General features: G+C 67.2%; 15 protein-coding genes. 7 read left to right on the top strand and 8 right to left on the bottom strand.

The features are described 5' to 3' along the window. Positions 1 to 31: 31 nt before the first annotated feature. Entirely contained in the window at positions 32 to 295 is a 264-nt protein-coding gene (locus tag IE187_RS21260) for a hypothetical protein (protein WP_229839229.1), read from the bottom strand. Positions 296 to 562: 267 nt separating this feature from the next. Between IE187_RS21260 and IE187_RS04740 the strand changes: the two genes are divergently transcribed. The 4 genes from IE187_RS04740 to IE187_RS04725 are packed head-to-tail and all read left to right on the top strand — an operon-like array spanning position 563 to position 4,276. Then, positions 563 to 877 (top strand): phosphonate transporter, encoded by a 315-nt coding sequence (locus IE187_RS04740; protein ID WP_189675286.1) that lies wholly within the window; start codon positions 563 to 565, stop codon positions 875 to 877. A gap of 8 nt (positions 878 to 885) precedes the next feature. Next, positions 886 to 2,175 carry a sensor domain-containing diguanylate cyclase gene (locus tag IE187_RS04735; RefSeq protein WP_189675285.1) on the top strand — a complete coding sequence of 430 codons (1,290 nt, stop codon included), beginning with the start codon at positions 886 to 888 and terminating at the stop codon, positions 2,173 to 2,175. Next, positions 2,172 to 3,341, top strand: a complete 1,170-nt coding sequence (locus tag IE187_RS04730) for an AMP-binding protein (RefSeq protein WP_189675284.1) — start codon at positions 2,172 to 2,174, stop codon at positions 3,339 to 3,341. Before IE187_RS04735 ends, IE187_RS04730 begins: the two co-directional genes overlap by 4 nt. Then, complete coding sequence (locus IE187_RS04725) at positions 3,338 to 4,276, top strand: EAL domain-containing protein (protein ID WP_229839228.1); 939 nt, start codon at positions 3,338 to 3,340, stop codon at positions 4,274 to 4,276. Before IE187_RS04730 ends, IE187_RS04725 begins: the two co-directional genes overlap by 4 nt. On the opposite strand, the gene IE187_RS04720 is transcribed toward IE187_RS04725, so the two are convergent. Continuing rightward, positions 4,215 to 4,799, bottom strand: coding sequence for a peptidylprolyl isomerase (locus IE187_RS04720; protein WP_189675593.1), 585 nt, complete (start codon positions 4,797 to 4,799; stop codon positions 4,215 to 4,217). The genes IE187_RS04725 and IE187_RS04720 overlap by 62 nt on opposite strands. A gap of 203 nt (positions 4,800 to 5,002) precedes the next feature. After that, positions 5,003 to 6,616 carry a M28 family peptidase gene (locus IE187_RS04715; RefSeq protein ID WP_229839227.1) on the bottom strand — a complete coding sequence of 538 codons (1,614 nt, stop codon included), beginning with the start codon at positions 6,614 to 6,616 and terminating at the stop codon, positions 5,003 to 5,005. A gap of 192 nt (positions 6,617 to 6,808) precedes the next feature. Between IE187_RS04715 and IE187_RS04710 the strand changes: the two genes are divergently transcribed. After that, complete coding sequence (locus tag IE187_RS04710) at positions 6,809 to 6,952, top strand: hypothetical protein (protein ID WP_165954417.1); 144 nt, start codon at positions 6,809 to 6,811, stop codon at positions 6,950 to 6,952. Beyond that, positions 6,939 to 8,015: a ribosome small subunit-dependent GTPase A gene (rsgA, locus tag IE187_RS04705; RefSeq protein WP_229839226.1), complete on the top strand. Its 1,077-nt coding sequence runs from the start codon at positions 6,939 to 6,941 to the stop codon at positions 8,013 to 8,015. Before IE187_RS04710 ends, rsgA begins: the two co-directional genes overlap by 14 nt. An 18-nt stretch (positions 8,016 to 8,033) precedes the next feature. On the opposite strand, the gene uxuA is transcribed toward rsgA, so the two are convergent. The 3 genes from uxuA to IE187_RS04690 are packed head-to-tail and all read right to left on the bottom strand — an operon-like array spanning position 8,034 to position 13,218. Next, positions 8,034 to 9,194 carry a mannonate dehydratase gene (uxuA, locus tag IE187_RS04700; protein WP_189675283.1) on the bottom strand — a complete coding sequence of 387 codons (1,161 nt, stop codon included), beginning with the start codon at positions 9,192 to 9,194 and terminating at the stop codon, positions 8,034 to 8,036. Positions 9,195 to 9,203: 9 nt separating this feature from the next. After that, a complete protein-coding gene (locus IE187_RS04695) occupies positions 9,204 to 10,493 on the bottom strand; it encodes an MFS transporter (protein ID WP_189675282.1) in 1,290 nt (429 codons plus the stop codon). A gap of 31 nt (positions 10,494 to 10,524) precedes the next feature. After that, positions 10,525 to 13,218: a glycoside hydrolase family 2 TIM barrel-domain containing protein gene (locus tag IE187_RS04690; RefSeq protein ID WP_229839225.1), complete on the bottom strand. Its 2,694-nt coding sequence runs from the start codon at positions 13,216 to 13,218 to the stop codon at positions 10,525 to 10,527. A 379-nt stretch (positions 13,219 to 13,597) separates the two neighbouring features. Here IE187_RS04690 and IE187_RS04685 point away from each other — a divergent pair, with 379 nt between their 5' ends. Next, positions 13,598 to 13,966, top strand: a complete 369-nt coding sequence (locus IE187_RS04685) for a hypothetical protein (RefSeq protein ID WP_189675281.1) — start codon at positions 13,598 to 13,600, stop codon at positions 13,964 to 13,966. Here the strand turns inward: IE187_RS04685 and IE187_RS04680 are convergent. Both IE187_RS04680 and IE187_RS04675 read right to left on the bottom strand, forming a co-directional pair. Further along, positions 13,893 to 16,955, bottom strand: a complete 3,063-nt coding sequence (locus tag IE187_RS04680) for an efflux RND transporter permease subunit (protein ID WP_189675280.1) — start codon at positions 16,953 to 16,955, stop codon at positions 13,893 to 13,895. The genes IE187_RS04685 and IE187_RS04680 overlap by 74 nt on opposite strands. Next, entirely contained in the window at positions 16,952 to 17,899 is a 948-nt protein-coding gene (locus IE187_RS04675; RefSeq protein ID WP_189675279.1) for an efflux RND transporter periplasmic adaptor subunit, read from the bottom strand. Before IE187_RS04675 ends, IE187_RS04680 begins: the two co-directional genes overlap by 4 nt. Positions 17,900 to 17,948 lie beyond the last annotated feature (49 nt).

The raw sequence follows: 17,948 nt of genomic DNA, 5'->3' as shown, positions 1-17,948 counted from the left end.
CGACGGATGCAGCCCGAGCGGCAGCTGTTCCTCACCCGCCGTCGATGACGTGGGCTTGGCCTGTCGGGAGGGCCGACTCGAAGCGCGCCAGGCCGAGCGCCAGCGCGGCGATCTCGGCGCGCGCGGTCGGCATCGCGGGTGTCGCGCAGCCGTTGGCGAAGCGAGCGGGGATCGACCGTCCCCGGTTCGATCGCATTGCCGCGAAGCGCGGCTTGAGCCCGTGGATACCAATGAAATCCCATCGCTCGACATATTCCCCGGCGGGCGCTGACGCAGTGTCGGCCGCTGCGGCCACAGCGACGAACCTTCGGCAGGCGGCGGGCAATCTGCCTCAACACGAATCGCACGGGCAAGCGGGCTCCAACCTTGGGGACGATGCGCGAGAGCCTGCCACCCCGACTGACAGATACGCCGGCGTGCCGGTGTCGTTGCGGGAATGTAACCGAATCAGCCTTTTAAGGTAATCTTTAGGTCTGGCGGTGCAGGGAAATGGATCACAGGAGCTTTGTTTGTGCCTCAGGAAATTGCGTTCGAATCCCTTTCCCTCACGACCCTAGACGGAATGAGCGACGTCGAACGCGATGCCTTGCCGTTCGGGATCGTCGGGTTCCCTGCGGATACGACGGTACAGGTCTATAACGCCACCGAGGCACGCCTTTCGGGGCTCGACCGTGCCAGCGTCATGGGCGTCCCGTTCTTCGAGGCGGTCGCGCAGTGCATGAACAACTTCATGGTTGCGCAGCGGTTCGAGGAAGAGCCTGAAATCGACGACATCGTGCCCTATGTCCTGACGCTGCGCATGCGGCCGACCAAGGTGCGGCTGCGCCTACTGGCCTCGCCCGAAGCGGCGCGCCGCTACGTTCTCATCGAACGCTAGGAACCGCCATGACCGAGCGGTCGAGTGAAGAGCAGCTGCTCGAGTTCCTTTACGCATGCCCGGTCGGCCTGCTCGAATGCGACATGGCGGGCGAGATCGGGATGATGAATCCGCACGCCATGCAGCATCTGCTGCCGTTGGCGGGCCCGCGCGATGCCGGCAATCTGTTTTCGGCGTTGGAACAGCACGCCCCCGAGCTGCGCAGCATCGCTGCCGCGTTCGCCCCCGCGACTGGACGCGTCTGCGACGGCCATCGCATCTTCGTCGAGCTCGGATGTGCGCGGCGTACTACCCCGCGCAAGGTGCTGGCGTGCACGATGGTAAAACTTGCGCCCGATCGGCTGATGGTGACGCTGACCGATATCAGCCAGCAAGTCGTGCAGGAACAACGGCTTCGCCAAGCGGATACGTGGTTCGCAACGCTGCTGAATGGGATCAACGATTATGCGGCGCTGACCGTCCGGCCGGACGGTGAGGTCATCACTGGCGATTCCGGCTTCACGCGCCAGACGGGATACGATCTTGCCGCGGTGATCGGTCAAAAACTCGGCGACGTGCTGAAGACCGATACGACCGGCGGGGACTTGCGTCTGGACGAGCAACTGGTGGTCGCCGAGCGGGATGGCTGGCACCTGCAGGAAGGCTGGCAGCAGCGTGCCAATGGCGAGCGCTATTGGTGCCAGCGTCTGGTGGTCGCGCGCTCGCGCGATGACGAAACGGGCCCGATCGGCTTTTCCGTGATCCTGCGCGACGTGCCGCGGCGCGAAGCGGCGGCAGAGGATCTGCGACGCGTGCTGACTCGCGACCATCTCACCGGCGCCGCCAACCGGCGGCATTTCAGCCACGCAATGGAACGCGAGCAGACGCGGTGGCGCGACCTGCGGCATTCGCTGTCGCTGATCATGCTCGATCTCGATCATTTCAAGGCGATCAACGACACTTACGGGCATCCCGTCGGTGACATCATGTTGCGCCGCGTCGCGGAGGCGTGCGCGCCGTTGCTCCCGCCGCGTGGCGTATTCGCGCGGCTTGGGGGCGAGGAATTCGCTGCGTTGCTGCCACGGTACGATGGGGAACAGGCAATCGGGCTCGCCGAGGACCTGCGCGCGGCCATCGCCGCAATCGAGGTCGAGACGGCGGGCACGATATTGACGCTGACAGCCAGCTTCGGCTGCGCGACGCTGGATGAAGCGGATGGTTCGATCGACGCGCTGATCGCGCTGGCGGACAAGCGGCTGTATGCGGCCAAACGCGGCGGACGCAATCAGGTGTTCCAACCACAAGCCGCTGCAGCGTGAGCAGCGTCGAACTGCGCCGCTCCGCCGTGCATCGCATCGCGTGTGCCGCTGTGGCCGCCGAAGTGCGGCGGATCCGGGAAACGGTTTTGCCACCGCTTGTCGAGGGGATCTGGCCCGAGGCGATGGCGATCGACGAGGCGGGGCTTGGGCTCGACTCGCTCGAGCAGCTCGGCGCGCTCGGCGCGTTGGCGGAGATGTTCGATCTCGACGATAGCCTGCTCGATGAGGCTCCACCGAGCACCGTCGGCGCGTGGATCGACTGGATCATGGCCGGGCAGGCGGCGGCGGACAGCAACATGACGGTCAGGACGTCGGGTTCTACCGGCGAGCAGCGGCCGTGCGTCCATGCCACGTCCGATCTGCTCGACGAGGCGGCGTGGCTTGCGGCGCGGTTTGCCGATCGGCGGCGCATCGTCGCGCTGGTTCCCGCAAACCATCTGTACGGCATCGTCTGGACCGCATTGGTGCCAAGCGTACTGGGCGTTCCGATCGTCGTGCGTACGCTCGGCGCGCCGCTCGGCCTCGTCGCCGGCGATCTCGTCGTCGCGGTGCCCGAACAGTGGCAGGCGGCGCTGCGCCTGATCCGCCGTTTCCCCGATGACGTGGTTGGCGTCAGTTCGGCAGGCGTGCTCGACGGATCGGTTGCCGATGCGCTCCGGGCGGCGGGGCTGGCGCGCCTGGTGGACGTCTATGGCGCATCGGAGACCAGCGCCATCGCGATCCGCGAAGTGCCGGCAGTGCGTTATGACTTGTTGCCGCGGTGGCGCCTGGTGCCGCACGGCGCGGACGACTGGCAGCTCAGCGACCGCGCTGGTGTGATCACGGACTTGCCCGATCACGTCGAGCGAACGGGCGATCGCGCCTTTCGGCTGCTCGGTCGGCGGGATGGCGCCGTGCAAGTCGCAGGACATAATGTCTGGCCGGCCCGCGTCATCGAAGCGTTGAGATCGGTCGATGGAGTGGCGGAGGCGGCCGTCCGGCTTAGCGCAGCCGGGCGGCTCAAGGCCTTCATCGTGCCGCGCGATCGGCAAGATCCTGTCACCCTCGGCGTCCTCCTCGAGCAGGTTGCGGCGGAGCAACTGACGGTTCACGAACGGCCCAAGAGCTTCCGTTTCGGGGCGGCGCTGCCCCGCAACGCGATGGGTAAATTGGAAGATTGGGCATGAACGACGGTGAAGTCGGCATCGGCGCTGCCGCGTATCCCGCCAAGGCGGCTTGCGCGGGTTGCAAGACGAGCAAGCCATTGAAGACGCAGATCACCATGGCCTTCCAGCCGATCGTCGACATCGCGAGCGGATCGGTCTTCGCCTATGAGGCGCTGGTACGGGGCATCGCCGGCCAATCCGCGGCCGAGGTGATCGCGAGTGTCGAGCCGGACGTGATCTACAAGTTCGACCAGACCTGCCGCGTCAAGGCAATCGAGCTCGCCGGGGGTCTGTTCGCGCCCGACAGCGCAACGAAGCTCTCGATCAACTTCATGCCCAATGCCGTGTACGAGCCGAACGCCTGTATCCGGGCATCGCTCGCGGCAGCGCGGCGTGTCGGGTTCGATCCCGCGCGGTTGATGTTCGAATTCACCGAAGACGAGCGGATGCGCGATGTCACCCACGTCCGTAGGATCATCGAGGCCTATCGCGCGCGCGGCTTCACCACCGCGATCGATGATTTCGGTGCCGGTTATGCTGGCCTCGGCTTGCTCGCCGATCTTCGCCCGGACATGCTGAAGCTCGACATGGCGCTCATCCGCGGGATCGATTCCTCGATGGCGCGGCAGACGATCGTCGCGGGCGTCGCTCGCATGGCCGAAGCGCTCGGTATCGGTTGCATCGCCGAGGGGATCGAGACGGCCGCGGAATTGCAGACGCTGAAGACGATCGGGATCCGCCTTGCCCAGGGCTATCTGCTCGGCCGGCCTGCAATCGAGGCGCTTCCGCCCAGCTACCTGGTGCCGCCGCGTGGGGTGCTCGCGTTGGAGGACGCGAGGAGTACCCTCAACCGAGCATGGCCTTGGTCTGCACCGGTGCCCGAAGCGAGCGCGGCTAGGGTTTTGCCCGCCGCGCCGTCAGAACCTTTACCGGTGCTATCGGCACTTCGCCCTTGAATGCGCCACGCTGCGTGGCGGTTGGCGAGACGGGCGCGTCCATGATGCCGACGATCACGTCCATCCCCTCCACGACGTGGCCGAACGCCGCATAGCCAAGATTGTCCGCGGGCTGCCCCCGCCCGGCGTCGAGCGAATGCGTCTGATCGCCGATGCTGATCGTGAATTCGCCGCCGCCGGTGCCCGGCGCGCGGCGGGCGAGCGAGATTTCGCCGTCGGTGTGGTGAAGGCCGGTCTGTGTCGTCGGCTCGTGGGCAATTGGCGGGAGCAAGCGCTTGGGGTCACTGTTCGCCCCGAATTGCACGAAACCAAAATGATCGGCGGCCCTCACCGCGCGGTAGAATTCGGTGCCGTCGAGCTTCTTCTGTTCGACGTATTTGAGGAAATTGCCGGCGGTGATCGGCGCTTTCACGGTCTCGAGTTCGATCACGATCCGTCCCGCACTGGTCTCCAGCGCGACGCGCGGCAGCATCGGGGATGGCGCGGCAACCGGCACCGGTGCGGCCGCCGGCCCCTGCGCCATTGTCGGGGCGCCAACAGCCACCAGCAGTGCGGCGAGACAGGCCTTCATCGCATTTCCTTCTATCTAATAAGGCGTATCGAATAGCGTCCGTCCGTCGTCCCGGCCACTTCCGATGACGAATCCCGGTGGCGGCAAATGGAACAGCGGCACGCCTCTCGCTTTGTGGGGCAAAGTGCGTCCAACTGGCGAGGCGATGGATCGGCTCAACTCGGCGCGGCGCGAAGCGGGCTTCCGGGCTTCCACGCCGGCGCGGTCGGCTGATCCGCGACGCGAGCCGCGAGCGTGTAGAAGAACCGGTTGAAGTCCGCGGCCGCCTGCCAGTCGATCGGCTGGTCGAGATCGTCCTGCGGCTTGTGATAGCCGGTCTTGTACCAGCGGCGGTAGATGCGCTCGCTCTCGGTGCCCGGGCGGTAGCCGAAGACGAACGCGGTCGCCGGAATGCCGGCCTGGAGGAAAGGCCATTGGTCGGCGCGGCGCAGCAGATTGCGCTCGGGCTCCGGATCGGGCTGGACGGCGATCTGCATGCCGGCGGCGACCGCGCGCGCATCGTCGCCGAGCGTGGTGTCCGTGAGCGCGTGTACCGTCAGCAGCCGAAGCGGGAAGATCGGGCGCAATTGGTCGAGGTTGATATCGGCGGCGATGTCGGCGATCGGTACCGTCGGATGCGCGACGAACCAGCGCGCGCCGAGTAGGCCCTTTTCCTCGCCGGTGAAAGCGGCGAACACCACTGGCCGCCGAAACCCGGACTGGTGCCGCCGCTCGGCCAAGCGGATCAGCAGCGCGACATAAGCGGCGTCGTCGAGCGTGCCGTTGTAGATGCGGTCGCCGGCGACGGGTTCGCCGGGGCCGTAGCCGTCGAGATGCGCCGACAGAACGATCGTCTGCGCGGCAAGCGCGGCATCGGTGCCGGGCAAGCGTGCAAGCACATTGGGCGCGCTGATCGCACGCTCCGCCAGTCGGAAATCGGCGCGGAAGCGGCCGGGGGTGTCGAAGGCGGGCAGGCGGGCGCCCGCGCTCCCCGCCGCGATCAGCTGCGCGGCATCGTGGCCGGCCCCTGCGATCATACGGCCGAGCGCATCGGCATTGAGGATGAAACGGGCGATCCCCGGCGCCTCGGGCGCGCTGCCGCGGAGCCACACCGTGCGCGCATAGGCGAACGGCCAGCGCGGCGGCTCCACCGCGAAGCCGGGATCGGCGATGGTGACGAGCGCCATGGCACCCGCCGTCTTCACCGCGGCGGCGCGATCGGCATCCGTAGGCAGGCCGGCCCGGTGGGTCCCGTGACAGATCACCACCTTGCCGCGCACATCGCCGAGCGTACCCGCCGCGCAATAGCCGCGATACGCGATCGCAGCGTCGAACCGCGTCGGCATGCTCGGATAAGGGTTCGCCATGATGTCGTGCAGGAACCGCAGCGGCCGGGAATCAATGCGCACCGTCGCCTGTTCGATCGACAACGCCTGCATCGGCACGCGCTGGAAATAGCTGCCATTCTCGCCGGCGGGCGCGAGCCCCGCGGCCGCGAACCGCGCCGCCACCATCGTCGCGGCGCGCTCGTAAGCGGCCGAGCCAGTGTCGCGCCCCGCCATCGCATCGCCCGAAAGCGCCGCGGTCGTCGCCCACCAGGCGCGCGTGTCGGGATCGACCGGCAGAGGTCGGGACGCTCCGGTCAGGAACAGGCAAAGCGGGATCACCGCGCGGAAGGGCTTGAGCATAGCGGTGAAGCTGCCCAAAACGCGGCGCCGCGGCAAGGTGTACCGGTGCTCGACATCCACGTCGCCCCCGCCGACGCCCGAACCGAGGTCTTCGTGCGCCACGCGCGTGATCGCGACGTTGGAGCGCGGCGTGCCACCCCGAGGGAACCTCGGTCGACCTACGGGGCGTCCCCGGCATCCTGCGCTGTGACGGCAGCACGTCCTGACCCTAGTCGCGAACGCCGGATCAGTGTAGCCGGAAGGCAAGAGTCCCGGGGCGAGTGCTGTGCTCACGCCGGACGATCGAGCTTCGGAGTGACCGACATACCACGCAAGACAAATTACGACTTCGAGCGCCGCGAGCGGGAAAAGACCAAAGCGGCCGAGACGGCGAAGAAGGCGCAAGCCAAGGCGGACAAGCGGGCCGTCGATCAGGCAACGCCGGATGCCGATGAATGAGGACGTCCTCAGGACGGCTGAAGCTGCGATGAAAACGTCCGACCTCAGTCTTGCGCAGCTCGGCTGGAAAGCGTTCTTCAGCGAGCAGGTCTCTCTCGAGGAGAGCCGCAGTTTTCAGCCTGCCCGGGTGATTTCGGTTCACCGCGGAAGGGTGAGCGTTGCGGGTGAGGGGCTCGAAGACTCGATCCCCTCCAGTCTGCCCGTGGCAGGGGGCGCGGAGGACAGGCCGACCGTGGGCGACTGGCTGCTGGTCGACCGGAACAGCCGAACCATCGCGCGCATCCTGGCGCGGACGAGCCTTTTCAAGCGGCCTGCCCCCGGGGATGAGCGCCGGGTGCAGCTCATCGCCGCGAATGTCGACACGCTTTTCATCGTCACGGCGTGCAAGCAGGACTTCAACATCGCGCGGTTGGAACGCTATCTGGTGCTCGCGCGCGAGGTGGGTGTTCGTCCCGTCGTGGTCCTGACGAAGGCCGATCTATCGCCTGCGCCCGAGCTGTTGGTCGATGCAGCGCGTGCGCTCCAGTCGGGATTGCAGGTGGAACTCGTCGACGGGCGAGATCCGGCGAGCGTGGCTCGCCTGGCAGACTATTGCGGCGTCGGACAGACCGTCGCGCTGGTGGGATCATCGGGTGTCGGCAAGTCCACGCTCGTAAAGACGTTGACGGGATCGAGCAGCATCGCAACCCAGGCGGTCCGTGAGGATGACGGCAAGGGCCGCCACACGACGACGGTCCGCGAGATGTATCGCCTCGCCAATGGCGCGAACGAAGGTGGCTGGCTGGTGGACACGCCCGGCATGCGCGAGCTCCAGATGTCCGAAGTGAGCACTGGAGTGACCGAGGTCTTTGACGATGTCACGAACGTGGCGCTCGAATGCCGGTTCTCGAACTGCACGCATATCGCGGAGCCCGGATGCGCTATCAACGCCGCGATGGCGGCGGGAGAGCTCGATCCCGCCCGCGTTGCCCGGTGGCGCAAGCTCGCGCACGAGGATGCGGCCAACAGCGGTGCCGCGGCCGCGCGCCGCTCCCGACCTGGAAACGCTGCAAACAGGCGATGACGCTTTCGGGCATGCCCGCTACCCCGCCGCGTAAGCGAGACCCCGTTCGAGCCCGCGCAGTTCGGCGAGGCCCCGCATGCGGCCAAGCAACGAGTAACCCGGGTTGGTGATCCGCGCGAGATCATCGAGCATCTGATGACCGTGGTCTGGCCGCATCGGGATGCTGCGGTGTTCGCGCACCGACAAGCGATGCACTGCCGCGACGATCGCTGCCATCGCGGCGTCGCCGCCGAGATGCTCGGCCTCGTGGAACGCGCCGTCGGGCTCGCGCTGGACCGAGCGGAGATGCAGGAAACCGATGCGATCGCCGAGCCGATCGACCATTCCGGGCAAATCGTTGTCGGCGCGAACCCCGAGCGACCCCGTGCACAGGCACAGCCCGTTAGACCGGTTCGGTACGCGCGCGAAGAGGTTGGCGATGTCGGCTTCGGTGCTGACGACGCGCGGCAGGCCGAAGATCGGGAAGGGTGGGTCATCGGGATGGACGACCAGGCGGATGCCCAGCGCATCCGCGGTCGGACACACCGCCGCCAGGAACGCGACATGATGGTCGCGCAGCGTGGCGGCGTCGATGTCGGCATAGGTTTCGATCGCGCGCAGGAAGGCAGGCGAGGTGAAGCCTTCCTCGCTGCCCGGCAGCCCGGCAATGATCGTCCGTTCGAGCTCGCGGCGCGCGGCCTCATCCATCGTCGCATAGCGCTGCTCGGCCGCAGCGCAGGTCGCCGCGTCGTAGCTCTCGGCCGCCCCCGGCCGCTGCAGGATGAACAGATCGTAGGCGGCGAGCGCGACCAGCTCGAAACGCAGCGCGCGCGCGCCGTCGGGCAATTCCCAGCCGAGGTCGGTGCGCGTCCAATCGAGCAGCGGCATGAAATTATAGGTCACGACGTCGATGCCGCAGGCCGCGAGGTTGGTCAGGCTCTGACAATATTGCGCGATCAGGCGATCCCACTCGGGTGAGCGCGTCTTGATCCCTTCGTCGACCGGCAGGCTCTCGACCACGCGCCAGTCGAGCCCGGCGGCGCGCACCATAGCCTTGCGCGCGGCGATCGCGTCGCGCTCCCACACCGCGCCATTGGGCACTTCGTGGAGCGCGGTCACCACTTCGGTCGCGCCCGCTTGCCGAATGGCGCGCAACTGCACCGGATCGTTCGGACCGAACCAGCGCATGGTCTGTGTCATTAACACGAATTAGCCTTTCTGCATTTCAACGGGTGCGCGCGGCTTGGCGCGCAACAGGCTCCACAGCACTGCGGCTGCGAGAAGATCGAGCGCCGCCAAGGCGGCAAAGAGCGGGTCATAGCCGAATGCGTCCGCGCTTTGCCCAATGAGCAGCGTGAACAGCATGCCGCCGATCCACGCGGAGGTACCGGCCATCCCGCTCGCGGTGCCGACCGTCCGGCTGTCGAACATGTCGGCGCACAGCGTGATCAGCGCGCCGCTCAGCATTTGATGCGCAAAGCCACCGACGCAGAATAGGATGATCGCGACGCCGGGGGATCCCGCAAGGCCGATGCACGCCGGCCCGATCATGCACAGCGCGCCGACCGTCATCGTCACCTTGCGCGACGCGACCAGCGGCACGCCGCGCTTCATCAACCAGGTCGGCAGCACGCCCGCGGCAAGGCTGCCGAAGTCGGCGGCGAGGAAGGGCATCCACGCCCACAGTGCAATGCTCTTGAGATCGAGGTGCCATACCGACACGAGATAGAGCGGGATAAAGAAGTTGAAGGTCTGCCACGCCGGTTCCGCGAGGAAGCGCGGCACGGCGATACCCCAGAAGGCGCGGCTTCGCAGCAGGTCCTTGCGCGTCGCGGGCTTGGCGCTGACATCCTCGTCGCGCGCCGCGGTGATCGCCGCGCGTTCGGCCGGGCTCACGCGCGGATGGTCGGCCGGGCTGCGATAGCTCCAATACCATAGCAACGCCCATATCAGGCTGAGCCCACCGGTGACGATGAAGGCGGCCTGCCAGTTCCAGGCGAGGATGCAGAAGGCGACCAGCGGCGGCGCGATCATGTTGCCGACGCTGGTGCCCATCTGGAACACGCTGGTCGCAAGCGGACGTTCGCGCGGGGGGAACCACTCCGACACGGTCTTGGCGCCCGCCGGGATGGCCGCCGCCTCGCTCGCGCCGAGCAGCGCGCGGAACACGGCGAGGCTCGGCCAGCCGGTCGCCAGCGCGTGCGCCATGTTGGCGAGCGCCCAGCCGAGCGCGAAGAGGAAGAAGCCGAGCCGCGTGCCGAGCGCATCGAGCACGCCGCCCGCGACGGTCTGCATGATCGTGTAGCTCGCCTGGAAAGCGAGCACGACCCAGCTGTAATCCTCGGTCGTCATGCCGAATTCGGTCTTCAGACGCGGTGCCGCGACCGACAGCGTCGAGCGCGCGAGATAGTTGAGGATCGTCCCCAGCGTGACGAGCCCGATCAGCTTCCAGCGGAGCGGTACGTCGCGCCAACCGCGACCGGCGATCCTCAATGCCATGCCGCAATCCTCCGCTGGCGGGTCGGCGCGATCATCGCAGGATCTCGATTGCCGAGACGATCGCGTCGCCAGTGCGCGGCACGAACGCCAGGTCGAGCTTGCCGCCGCGGACGGTGACGGTCGCGGTGCGGGTCAGCGCCTTGGCCGATCCGCCGGCGGTGCGCGCTATGTCGAGCCCCTGGACGATCGTGCGCCCGTTGGCGGTGACGTCGAACACGCGAGCGCCGGGTGCCAGCGACGGTTCGACGAAGGTCAGCGCGACGCGATACTGCCCGTCGGGGAGCGGGACCGCATAGCTGAAGCGGCCCTCGCGATAGGTCGCAGCGACGGCGGCGTCCTGCGCTCCGGCGATCACGGCTGCGACGGCGGGCTTGCCGTAATCGGCCGGCTTGGTCAGCGTGCCGGCCTTGCCGCCGGTGAAGAAGGCATCCGATCCGAACCGCTGCGTCGCCTTCGCCGCGACGATCGCGCCGGCGTCGATCCGCACGTTGGCGGCGGCGTCGGGCGACAGCGTCCAGGTGAGGCTATCCTCTACGGTGCCGCCCCGTGCGACGAGCGCGTTGTTGCCGGCCGTGAGCGCGACGTTTTGCCACACGCAGATCCGGTCGGGGCAATCGCTGCGTTGCCCGAGCGAGCGCCCGTTGAGCAACAGATCGGTCGTCGCGGCATTGCTGTAGACGCGCACGTCGGTCACCCGATAGGCGCGATCGGAATAGCGTCGGCCGGTGATGTGGACCGTCGGCGTCGCGCTCCAATTCGCCTTGTAGAAATAATAGGCGTCCTTGCGGATCGCGCGGTCGTAGGTGACGAGCCCCTTGGTGTTGATGTCCTGCGCGTCGCCCTCGGCACGGATCGTCGTCGCGAAATCGAACGCGTTCCACAGGAAGGTGCCCCACAGATACGGACGCGCCTTGAGCGCGCGCCATGCCTCCTCGTGGACATAGCTCTCATATTCCTCGGGCTGCGTGACGCCGCGTGAATCGATCGGGCCGCCCAAGACATCGTCGCTGTGGATGCTGGTCGCGCCACCTGCGCCATATTCGGTGACCGACAGCGGCTGCTGCGGCCGCTTGGCGTGGAGCATGTCGAGATGCGGGCCGAGATCGCCGGGCACGCCGAAATACCAGCCGAAATAGCGATTGGCGCCGCCGAGATCGGCGGCGGTGGCGGTGGTCGGGATCGCGACCCCCTGATCGAACAGCCGCCCCTCACAGCACGTGGCGAGCGCGGTGGGGCGGCTCGGATCCTCGCGATGCGTGAGATCCTGCAGCGTCTTGAGCAACGGCATCGGATCGGGCGTCTTGCCGTCGGGGAAGCCGGTCAGGAAGGCCGGGAAGGAATTGCCGAAATCGACTTCATTGGCGATGCCCCAGGTGACCACCGAGGGATGGTTGCCGTTCTGGCGGATCAGCTCGCGCATCTGTTGCTGCGCATTGTCGACCAGCGCGGCGCGCGGCTCGAGCTCGCCGCGCCGAGTCCAGGCGGACACCAGCGGAATCTCGTCCCACAACAACAGGCCGTAGCGATCGGCGAGATCGTGGATCGTCTGGCCATGCTGGTAATGCGTCAGGCGGATCGCGTTGACCCCCATCTCGCGCAGGATCGCCACGTCGGCGGCGACGTCGGCGGCGTCGATCGCCCAGCCTTTGCCCTCGTGATCCTGATGGTAGCCGACGCCGCGAAGCTGGACGTGCTTGCCGTTGAGGAACAGCCCCGCCTCGGGGTCGATCCGGATCGTGCGGATCCCGAACGGCTGGCGGACGCGATCGAGCAGACGGCCGCGCGCGTCCGTCACATCGACGGCGAGGGTGTAGAGATAGGGATCCTCGACGCCCTGCCACAGATGCGGATTGGCGACGGTGAGCTTCAGTGCCGCTTCCTGCGTCGTCGACGCGGCGAGCGTTTGCGCGGTCTGCAGCGACGCCGCCACGCGGCCGTTCGTGTCGATCAGGCTGGCGGTGATGCGGACCGCGCCCGAACGGCGGCTCGCATTGGCGATGCGCGTCCGCACATCGACCTGCGCGGTGGCCGCCGTGGCGGCGGTGGTGGCCGCGGACACGCCCGAGCCGCCGAAATCGGCCAAGTCGATATGGATCGGATCGACCGCAATCAGCCGCACCGGGCGATAAAGGCCACCATGGACGAAGAAGTCGCCGGTCAGCGGCAGGATGTCGGCGGTCGTCGCGTCCTTGCCGCCGGGCGCGCTATTGTCGGTCCGCACCACGAGCACGTTGTCGCCCGAGGCGCGCAGTGCATCGGTGGCGTCGAGCCGGAAGCGCGAGAAGCCGCCGGCATGGTCGCCGAGTTTGGTGCCGTTGAGCCATACGCTCGCGGTACGGCTGGCGGCGTCGAATTCGAGCCAGATGCGCTTGCCGCGCATTGCCGCGGGGACGGCGAAGCGCTGGCGATACCAGCCGAGCCCCTGTGTCTTGTTGATCGTATCGGCGCGGTTGATGTGGCTTTGCGGATCGGGGCGATAGAAGCCGACGCGGTTCCACGTGTGCGGCACTGCAACCGACTGCCAGTCAGCATCGTCGAACCCGGGGGTGGTCACCGCCTCGGGCGCATCGCCCTGGTGGAACCGCCAGCCGGTCGCCAGCGTGCTGGCAACCCGGGCATCGCTCGCTGCCGCTTCCGCCGCGATGGCCGGGGCGGACGCCATCATCAGTGCGGTCGCAGAGACAAGCGTTGCGGCGGCGATCCCGCGCATAAGACGGTCGTTCATGGTTTTCGCTCTCCTATCCGACCATCGATATCATTGCCGATGCGGTCTTACCAGATGGTGTGCTGTGCCAGTCGCAACTTTCTACCTCGCCGAAAAGGAAATGCGCGGAAGCCCGCAAAATGAGGATAATCCGGGTAATTTGTGGCAGAACCTGACGGTGATCTAACCACATCACGTTTTAACTAACCGTCAGGTGTAGCTAATTGGCTAGACCAGACTGCGGCTATGCGGTGTCTTTTGAGGGTGAGGATTTATGCGCAAGGGTAGCGTTTGGCTCGGTGGCGTAGCGGCAGTGGCACTCGCCACTCCGTTTCGGCGCCAGCGAGCCGCGCGGCAACGGCGCCCGTGCCCCACTCGCGACAGCGCGGTCGCTCCCCAAGTGGCGACGACAGCGCCCGTCGCCAAAGGCACTCTGACCGACATCGTCGTTACCGCGCAGAAGCGCGAACAGGCTATTCAGGACGTGCCGGTCGCCGTCACCGCGATCTCGGACGGCACGCCGATCAACCGCAACGTCGCTACCGTGACCGACCTCACGCGCCTCGCGCCGAGCCTGACCGCCCTTACCGGCGCTGTACCGACCAAAACTTCGCTCGACATCGGCATCGACGACGCCGTGGATGATTGCGATCTGATGCGTGCCGTCACCTTCTGCATCAGGATGACTCAGCGCTCTATGCGATTGGCGCTGCTGCCAAGCGTTTGGCTTCTTCGCCTCGGATGGCGAGCAGATACATCACCGGCGTGACGATCCGGCTGAGGAAGGTCGAGCTGATCAGCCCGCCGATGATCACCCACGCCAGCGGTGAATACAACGACGATCCCCCGAGCGCCAACGGGAGCAAGCCGCCGATGGCGGTGACGGAGGTCAGCAGCACCGGGAGGAAGCGGATCTCGCCCGCCTTCTCGATCGCTTCCCGGAGCGGCATCCCGCGTGCGCGCAGTTGCGTGGTGAAATCGACCAGCAGGATCGAATTCTTGATCTCGATCCCGATCAACGCGACGAAGCCGATGATCGCGAGGAACGACAGCGAATTGCCCGTCAACAGCATCGCCACCAGCCCGCCGACGGTGCCGAGCGGAATGACCCCCGCCACCACCATCGTCTCGCGGAAACGCCCGAATTCGAGCACCAGCACGCCGAAAATCCCGAAGGTCGCGAGCAGGATGATCGGCCCAAGCCCGGAGAAATTGCGCCGCGCCGCCTCCGCCTCGCCACCGATGCCGAAGCTGTAGCCCGCTGGCAGGTCGATCTTTGCCAGCCGTTGCGTCACCGCAGTGTTGAGGTTGGAGGTCAACACGCCCGGCTGGTTGTATGCGGTGATCGTGACGGTGCGCTGCAATTTGTAGCGCGTGATCAGCGGCGGCACGCTCTTCAGCTTGGGGGATGCGATCTCGAGCAAGGGGATGCTGCCGCCGGCGAGTGTCGGCACATAGATGCTCGAAAGCGCCGAGACCGGCTGGTTCGTCGCCATCGGGAGGCGGACGGTGACGGGCCAGGTATCGCCTTCATTGTCGCGCAACCGGCTCGCTTGCTCGCCGCTGATCGCGAGCCGAACCGCACGCCGCGCTTCGCCCGGCGCAACGCCGAGCAGACTGGCCTTCGCGGCATCGAGCCCGAGATCCATGTCGACCCGGTCGAACGCAAAGGGATTGTCGATATCCCGCAAGCCCCGAATTTGTGTCAGCGCCGCACCGACCCGGTCGGACAGCGTTTTCAGAACCGCGAGATCGGGTCCGCTGATCCGCACCGCGACGGGGGCTTCGACCGGCGGGCCATTTTCGAAATTGACCAAGGTCACGCGCGCGTCGGGATAGGCGGCGAGTGTGGTGCGCAGGCGTTTCAACAGCTTGGGGCTTTCACGCACGTCCCAATCCTGCATCGTCACGAAGATATCGCCGTAGCGCGCACGCTCCTCGCGCGGGAAGATGTTGTAGAAGATTTGCGGATTGCCGCGCCCGGCGTTTTCCATGACGTTGGCCACCACCCGCTCGCGCCGGAGGATCGCCGCGACCTGCGCCACGGCGCGGTCGGTCGCGGTGATCGTGCTGCCCTCGGGCGTTTCGACGCGAACGATGAAATACGGCGTCTCGGCGGCGGGAAACAGGCTGAAGCCTAGCACCGGGACGAGCGCGAACGCACCGACACACACTGCCATCGCCGCCCAGAACCACGTGCGCGGCCGATCGAGCGCGCGGTGCAGGATCGGCGCGTAAATGCGGTGGATCCCCGCCATGATCCAGCGCAGGAGCGCATTGCCCGCGCCGGCGTGCGGGCGCAGCAGTTTGCTCGCGACGAATGGGATGATCGTCAGCGACACGAGCAGCGAACTCGCCACCGTGACGAGCACCGCCATCGGCAACCCGCGCACGAAATCGCCGGCCCCCTCGGGCAGGAAGGTCAGGGGCAGGAAGGCGAAGAGCAGCACGCCGGTTGCGCCCATCACTGCCGCCGTGATTTCGTTGGTGCCGTTGATCGCGGCATCGGTTGGCGTGTCGCCGTCGCGCAGATGGCGCTCGATATTCTCGGTCACCACGATCGAATCGTCGACCAGCAGCCCGAGCGAGATGATGAAGCCCGAAATGCTGATCTGGTTGAGCGAATAGCCGAGCAGGGCAAGCAGCAGCACGCCCATCGCCAGGCTCAAGGGTATCGAGATCGCAACGATCAGCGACGGGCGGAACCCGAGCGGCAGGATCGTCACCAGCACCAGCGCCAGCGCGATCGCGAAATCGCGCGCGAGTTGTGCCAGTTTGCGCTGGATGTCGTTGCTCTGGTCGAAGCCGATCTCGAGCTTCAGATCGGGCGGCAATTGCGTGCGGACTCTGCCGATCGCCGCAACGAGATCGTTGCGCAACGTCCCCGCATCGGCCTCATCCTTTTGCCGCACGGTCACGAACAAGGCGCGGTGTCCGTTGAAGCGCGCGATATGCGTCTGCTCGGCCTCGCTCCAATCGACGGTCGCGATGTCGCCGACGCGCACCAGCCGACCATCACCCGCGCGTACCGGGACCGCGCGGATCGCCTCGACATCACGGTAGGCGCCGCCCGCATCGAGATTGTAGCGCCGACCTGCAGCGTTCAGCGTGCCGGCCGGCAAATCGACCCCGCCCTGCTGGATCGCGGTGGCAACAGCGGAGGCAGGGATGCGGGCCTCGGCCAGCCGCCCCGCATCGATCGCGACGCGCACCTCGGGGCTGGCCGCGCCGTCGATGCTGGTCGAGCGCACGCCGCGAACGACGTTCAGCCGGTCGCGCATGTCCTCGGCGAACTTTGCCATGCGGCGCCAGCTCGCGGTGTCGCTGACCAAGGCGAGCTGCAACACCCCCGCCTCGGTCGTACGCGGACGGCGGAAGGCGATGCGTTGAATCCCCTGTGGCAAGCGGTCGCGCACCGATTGCACTTCGCGCACGACGCGGTCGAGCGATTGTTCGGCGTCGGTGCCATGTTCGAAATTGACCGAGATGACCGCCGTGCCATCGGTACTGGTCGAGCGAATCTCGTCGATCTTGTCGAGGCCCTGCAGCACGTCCTCGAGCGGCTTGGCGATGGTCTCCTCCATATCGGCGGCGTCGGCCCCGGGGAGGATGACCGTCACCACCACGGTCGGGATCGGAAAATGCGGATCGACCGAGCGCGGAATTGCGAGGAACGCGGATACGCCCAGCAATGCGAGCAGCACGAAGGCGACCAACGTCACCTGCCAGCGCCGCACCGCAAAGGCGGTCAGGTTCATCGGGCGGGGCCGAGCGGCGCGACCTTCATGCCGTCGGTCAGCCGGTCGACGCGCGACAGCGCGACCCATTCGCCGGGCTTGATGCCGCCGGTCACGCCAATGCCCGCGTCATTCGCCTCGCCAATGTGGATCTTGCGCAAATGCACCCGCGACGTGGCGAGATCGACGACATAGACCAGCGCCTCGCCAGCGCGCGGGCCGAACACGGCGCTCGGCGGCACCGCGAGCGTGGTCGCACCGACGCCGTTTGCGGTGATCCTGGCATTGCCGATCTGGCCCGACCGCAAGCGCTTGTCGTCGGGCAGCGCGATCTCGACCGCGAAGGTGCCGGTCGCCCGATCGGCGCGCCCCGCGATTTCGATCACGCACCCGACGATCACAGCATCGTCGAGCGCGGCAAGCGTGGTTTGCGCCGCCGCGCCGAGCGTGAGACGCGCGGCGTCCCGGTCCGACACCGGCAAACGCAGCACATAGCCGCTCGCTTCCTCGCCGATCACCAGCACTGGCGTGCCCGCGGCAACGACTTGCCCCGGCTCGGCGAGCCGCGCGAGCACGGTGCCGGGGCCGGGCGCGGCGATCGTCGCATTCGCGCGCTGGAACCCCGCCGCACGGACTTGCGCCTCGGCCGCGAGCAGCGCGGCGCGTGCGCTTTCGAGGCGTGGCCGCGTGATCCAGCCTTGCTGCATCAATCCGTCGCTCCGCGCATATTCCGCGCGCGCGCGCTCGCGCTCGGCGGTCGCGCGTGTCAGATCGGCGGCGACCGTCGTGGTATCGAGCGCGGCGAGGATCTGCCCGCGCCGAACGGTGTCGCCTTCATTGACGCCGAGCCGCGCGATCCGGCCCGCGCTGGTGAAGCCGAGCGAGGTCTCGCGGCGAAGTGCCACGGTGCCGACCCCGGCAACGGTCGGCGCAATCGCGGTGCCACCGATTTGTGCAATCCGCACCTGCGGGAGCTGCGGGACATCGTTTTCGACGGCTCGAGTCCCACACGCA

This window comes from Sphingomonas glacialis (assembly GCF_014653575.1).
GTDB lineage: Bacteria > Pseudomonadota > Alphaproteobacteria > Sphingomonadales > Sphingomonadaceae > Sphingomonas > Sphingomonas glacialis.
Note: the sequence above shows the minus strand (reverse complement) of the source record. Positions and strands in the feature narration are given on the sequence as shown.

Excerpts from the sequence above, each read along its gene's own strand:
- IE187_RS04690 (WP_229839225.1), bottom strand. The coding sequence starts at position 13,218 with ATGAACGACCGTCTTATGCGCGGGATCGCCGCCGCAACGCTTGTCTCT.
- IE187_RS04695 (WP_189675282.1), bottom strand. The coding sequence starts at position 10,493 with ATGGCATTGAGGATCGCCGGTCGCGGTTGGCGCGACGTACCGCTCCGC.
- rsgA (WP_229839226.1), top strand. The coding sequence starts at position 6,939 with ATGCCGATGAATGAGGACGTCCTCAGGACGGCTGAAGCTGCGATGAAA.
- IE187_RS04725 (WP_229839228.1), top strand. The coding sequence starts at position 3,338 with ATGAACGACGGTGAAGTCGGCATCGGCGCTGCCGCGTATCCCGCCAAG.
- IE187_RS04720 (WP_189675593.1), bottom strand. The coding sequence starts at position 4,799 with ATGGCGCAGGGGCCGGCGGCCGCACCGGTGCCGGTTGCCGCGCCATCC.
- IE187_RS04740 (WP_189675286.1), top strand. The coding sequence starts at position 563 with ATGAGCGACGTCGAACGCGATGCCTTGCCGTTCGGGATCGTCGGGTTC.
- IE187_RS04735 (WP_189675285.1), top strand. The coding sequence starts at position 886 with ATGACCGAGCGGTCGAGTGAAGAGCAGCTGCTCGAGTTCCTTTACGCA.
- IE187_RS04680 (WP_189675280.1), bottom strand. The coding sequence starts at position 16,955 with ATGAACCTGACCGCCTTTGCGGTGCGGCGCTGGCAGGTGACGTTGGTC.
- uxuA (WP_189675283.1), bottom strand. The coding sequence starts at position 9,194 with ATGACACAGACCATGCGCTGGTTCGGTCCGAACGATCCGGTGCAGTTG.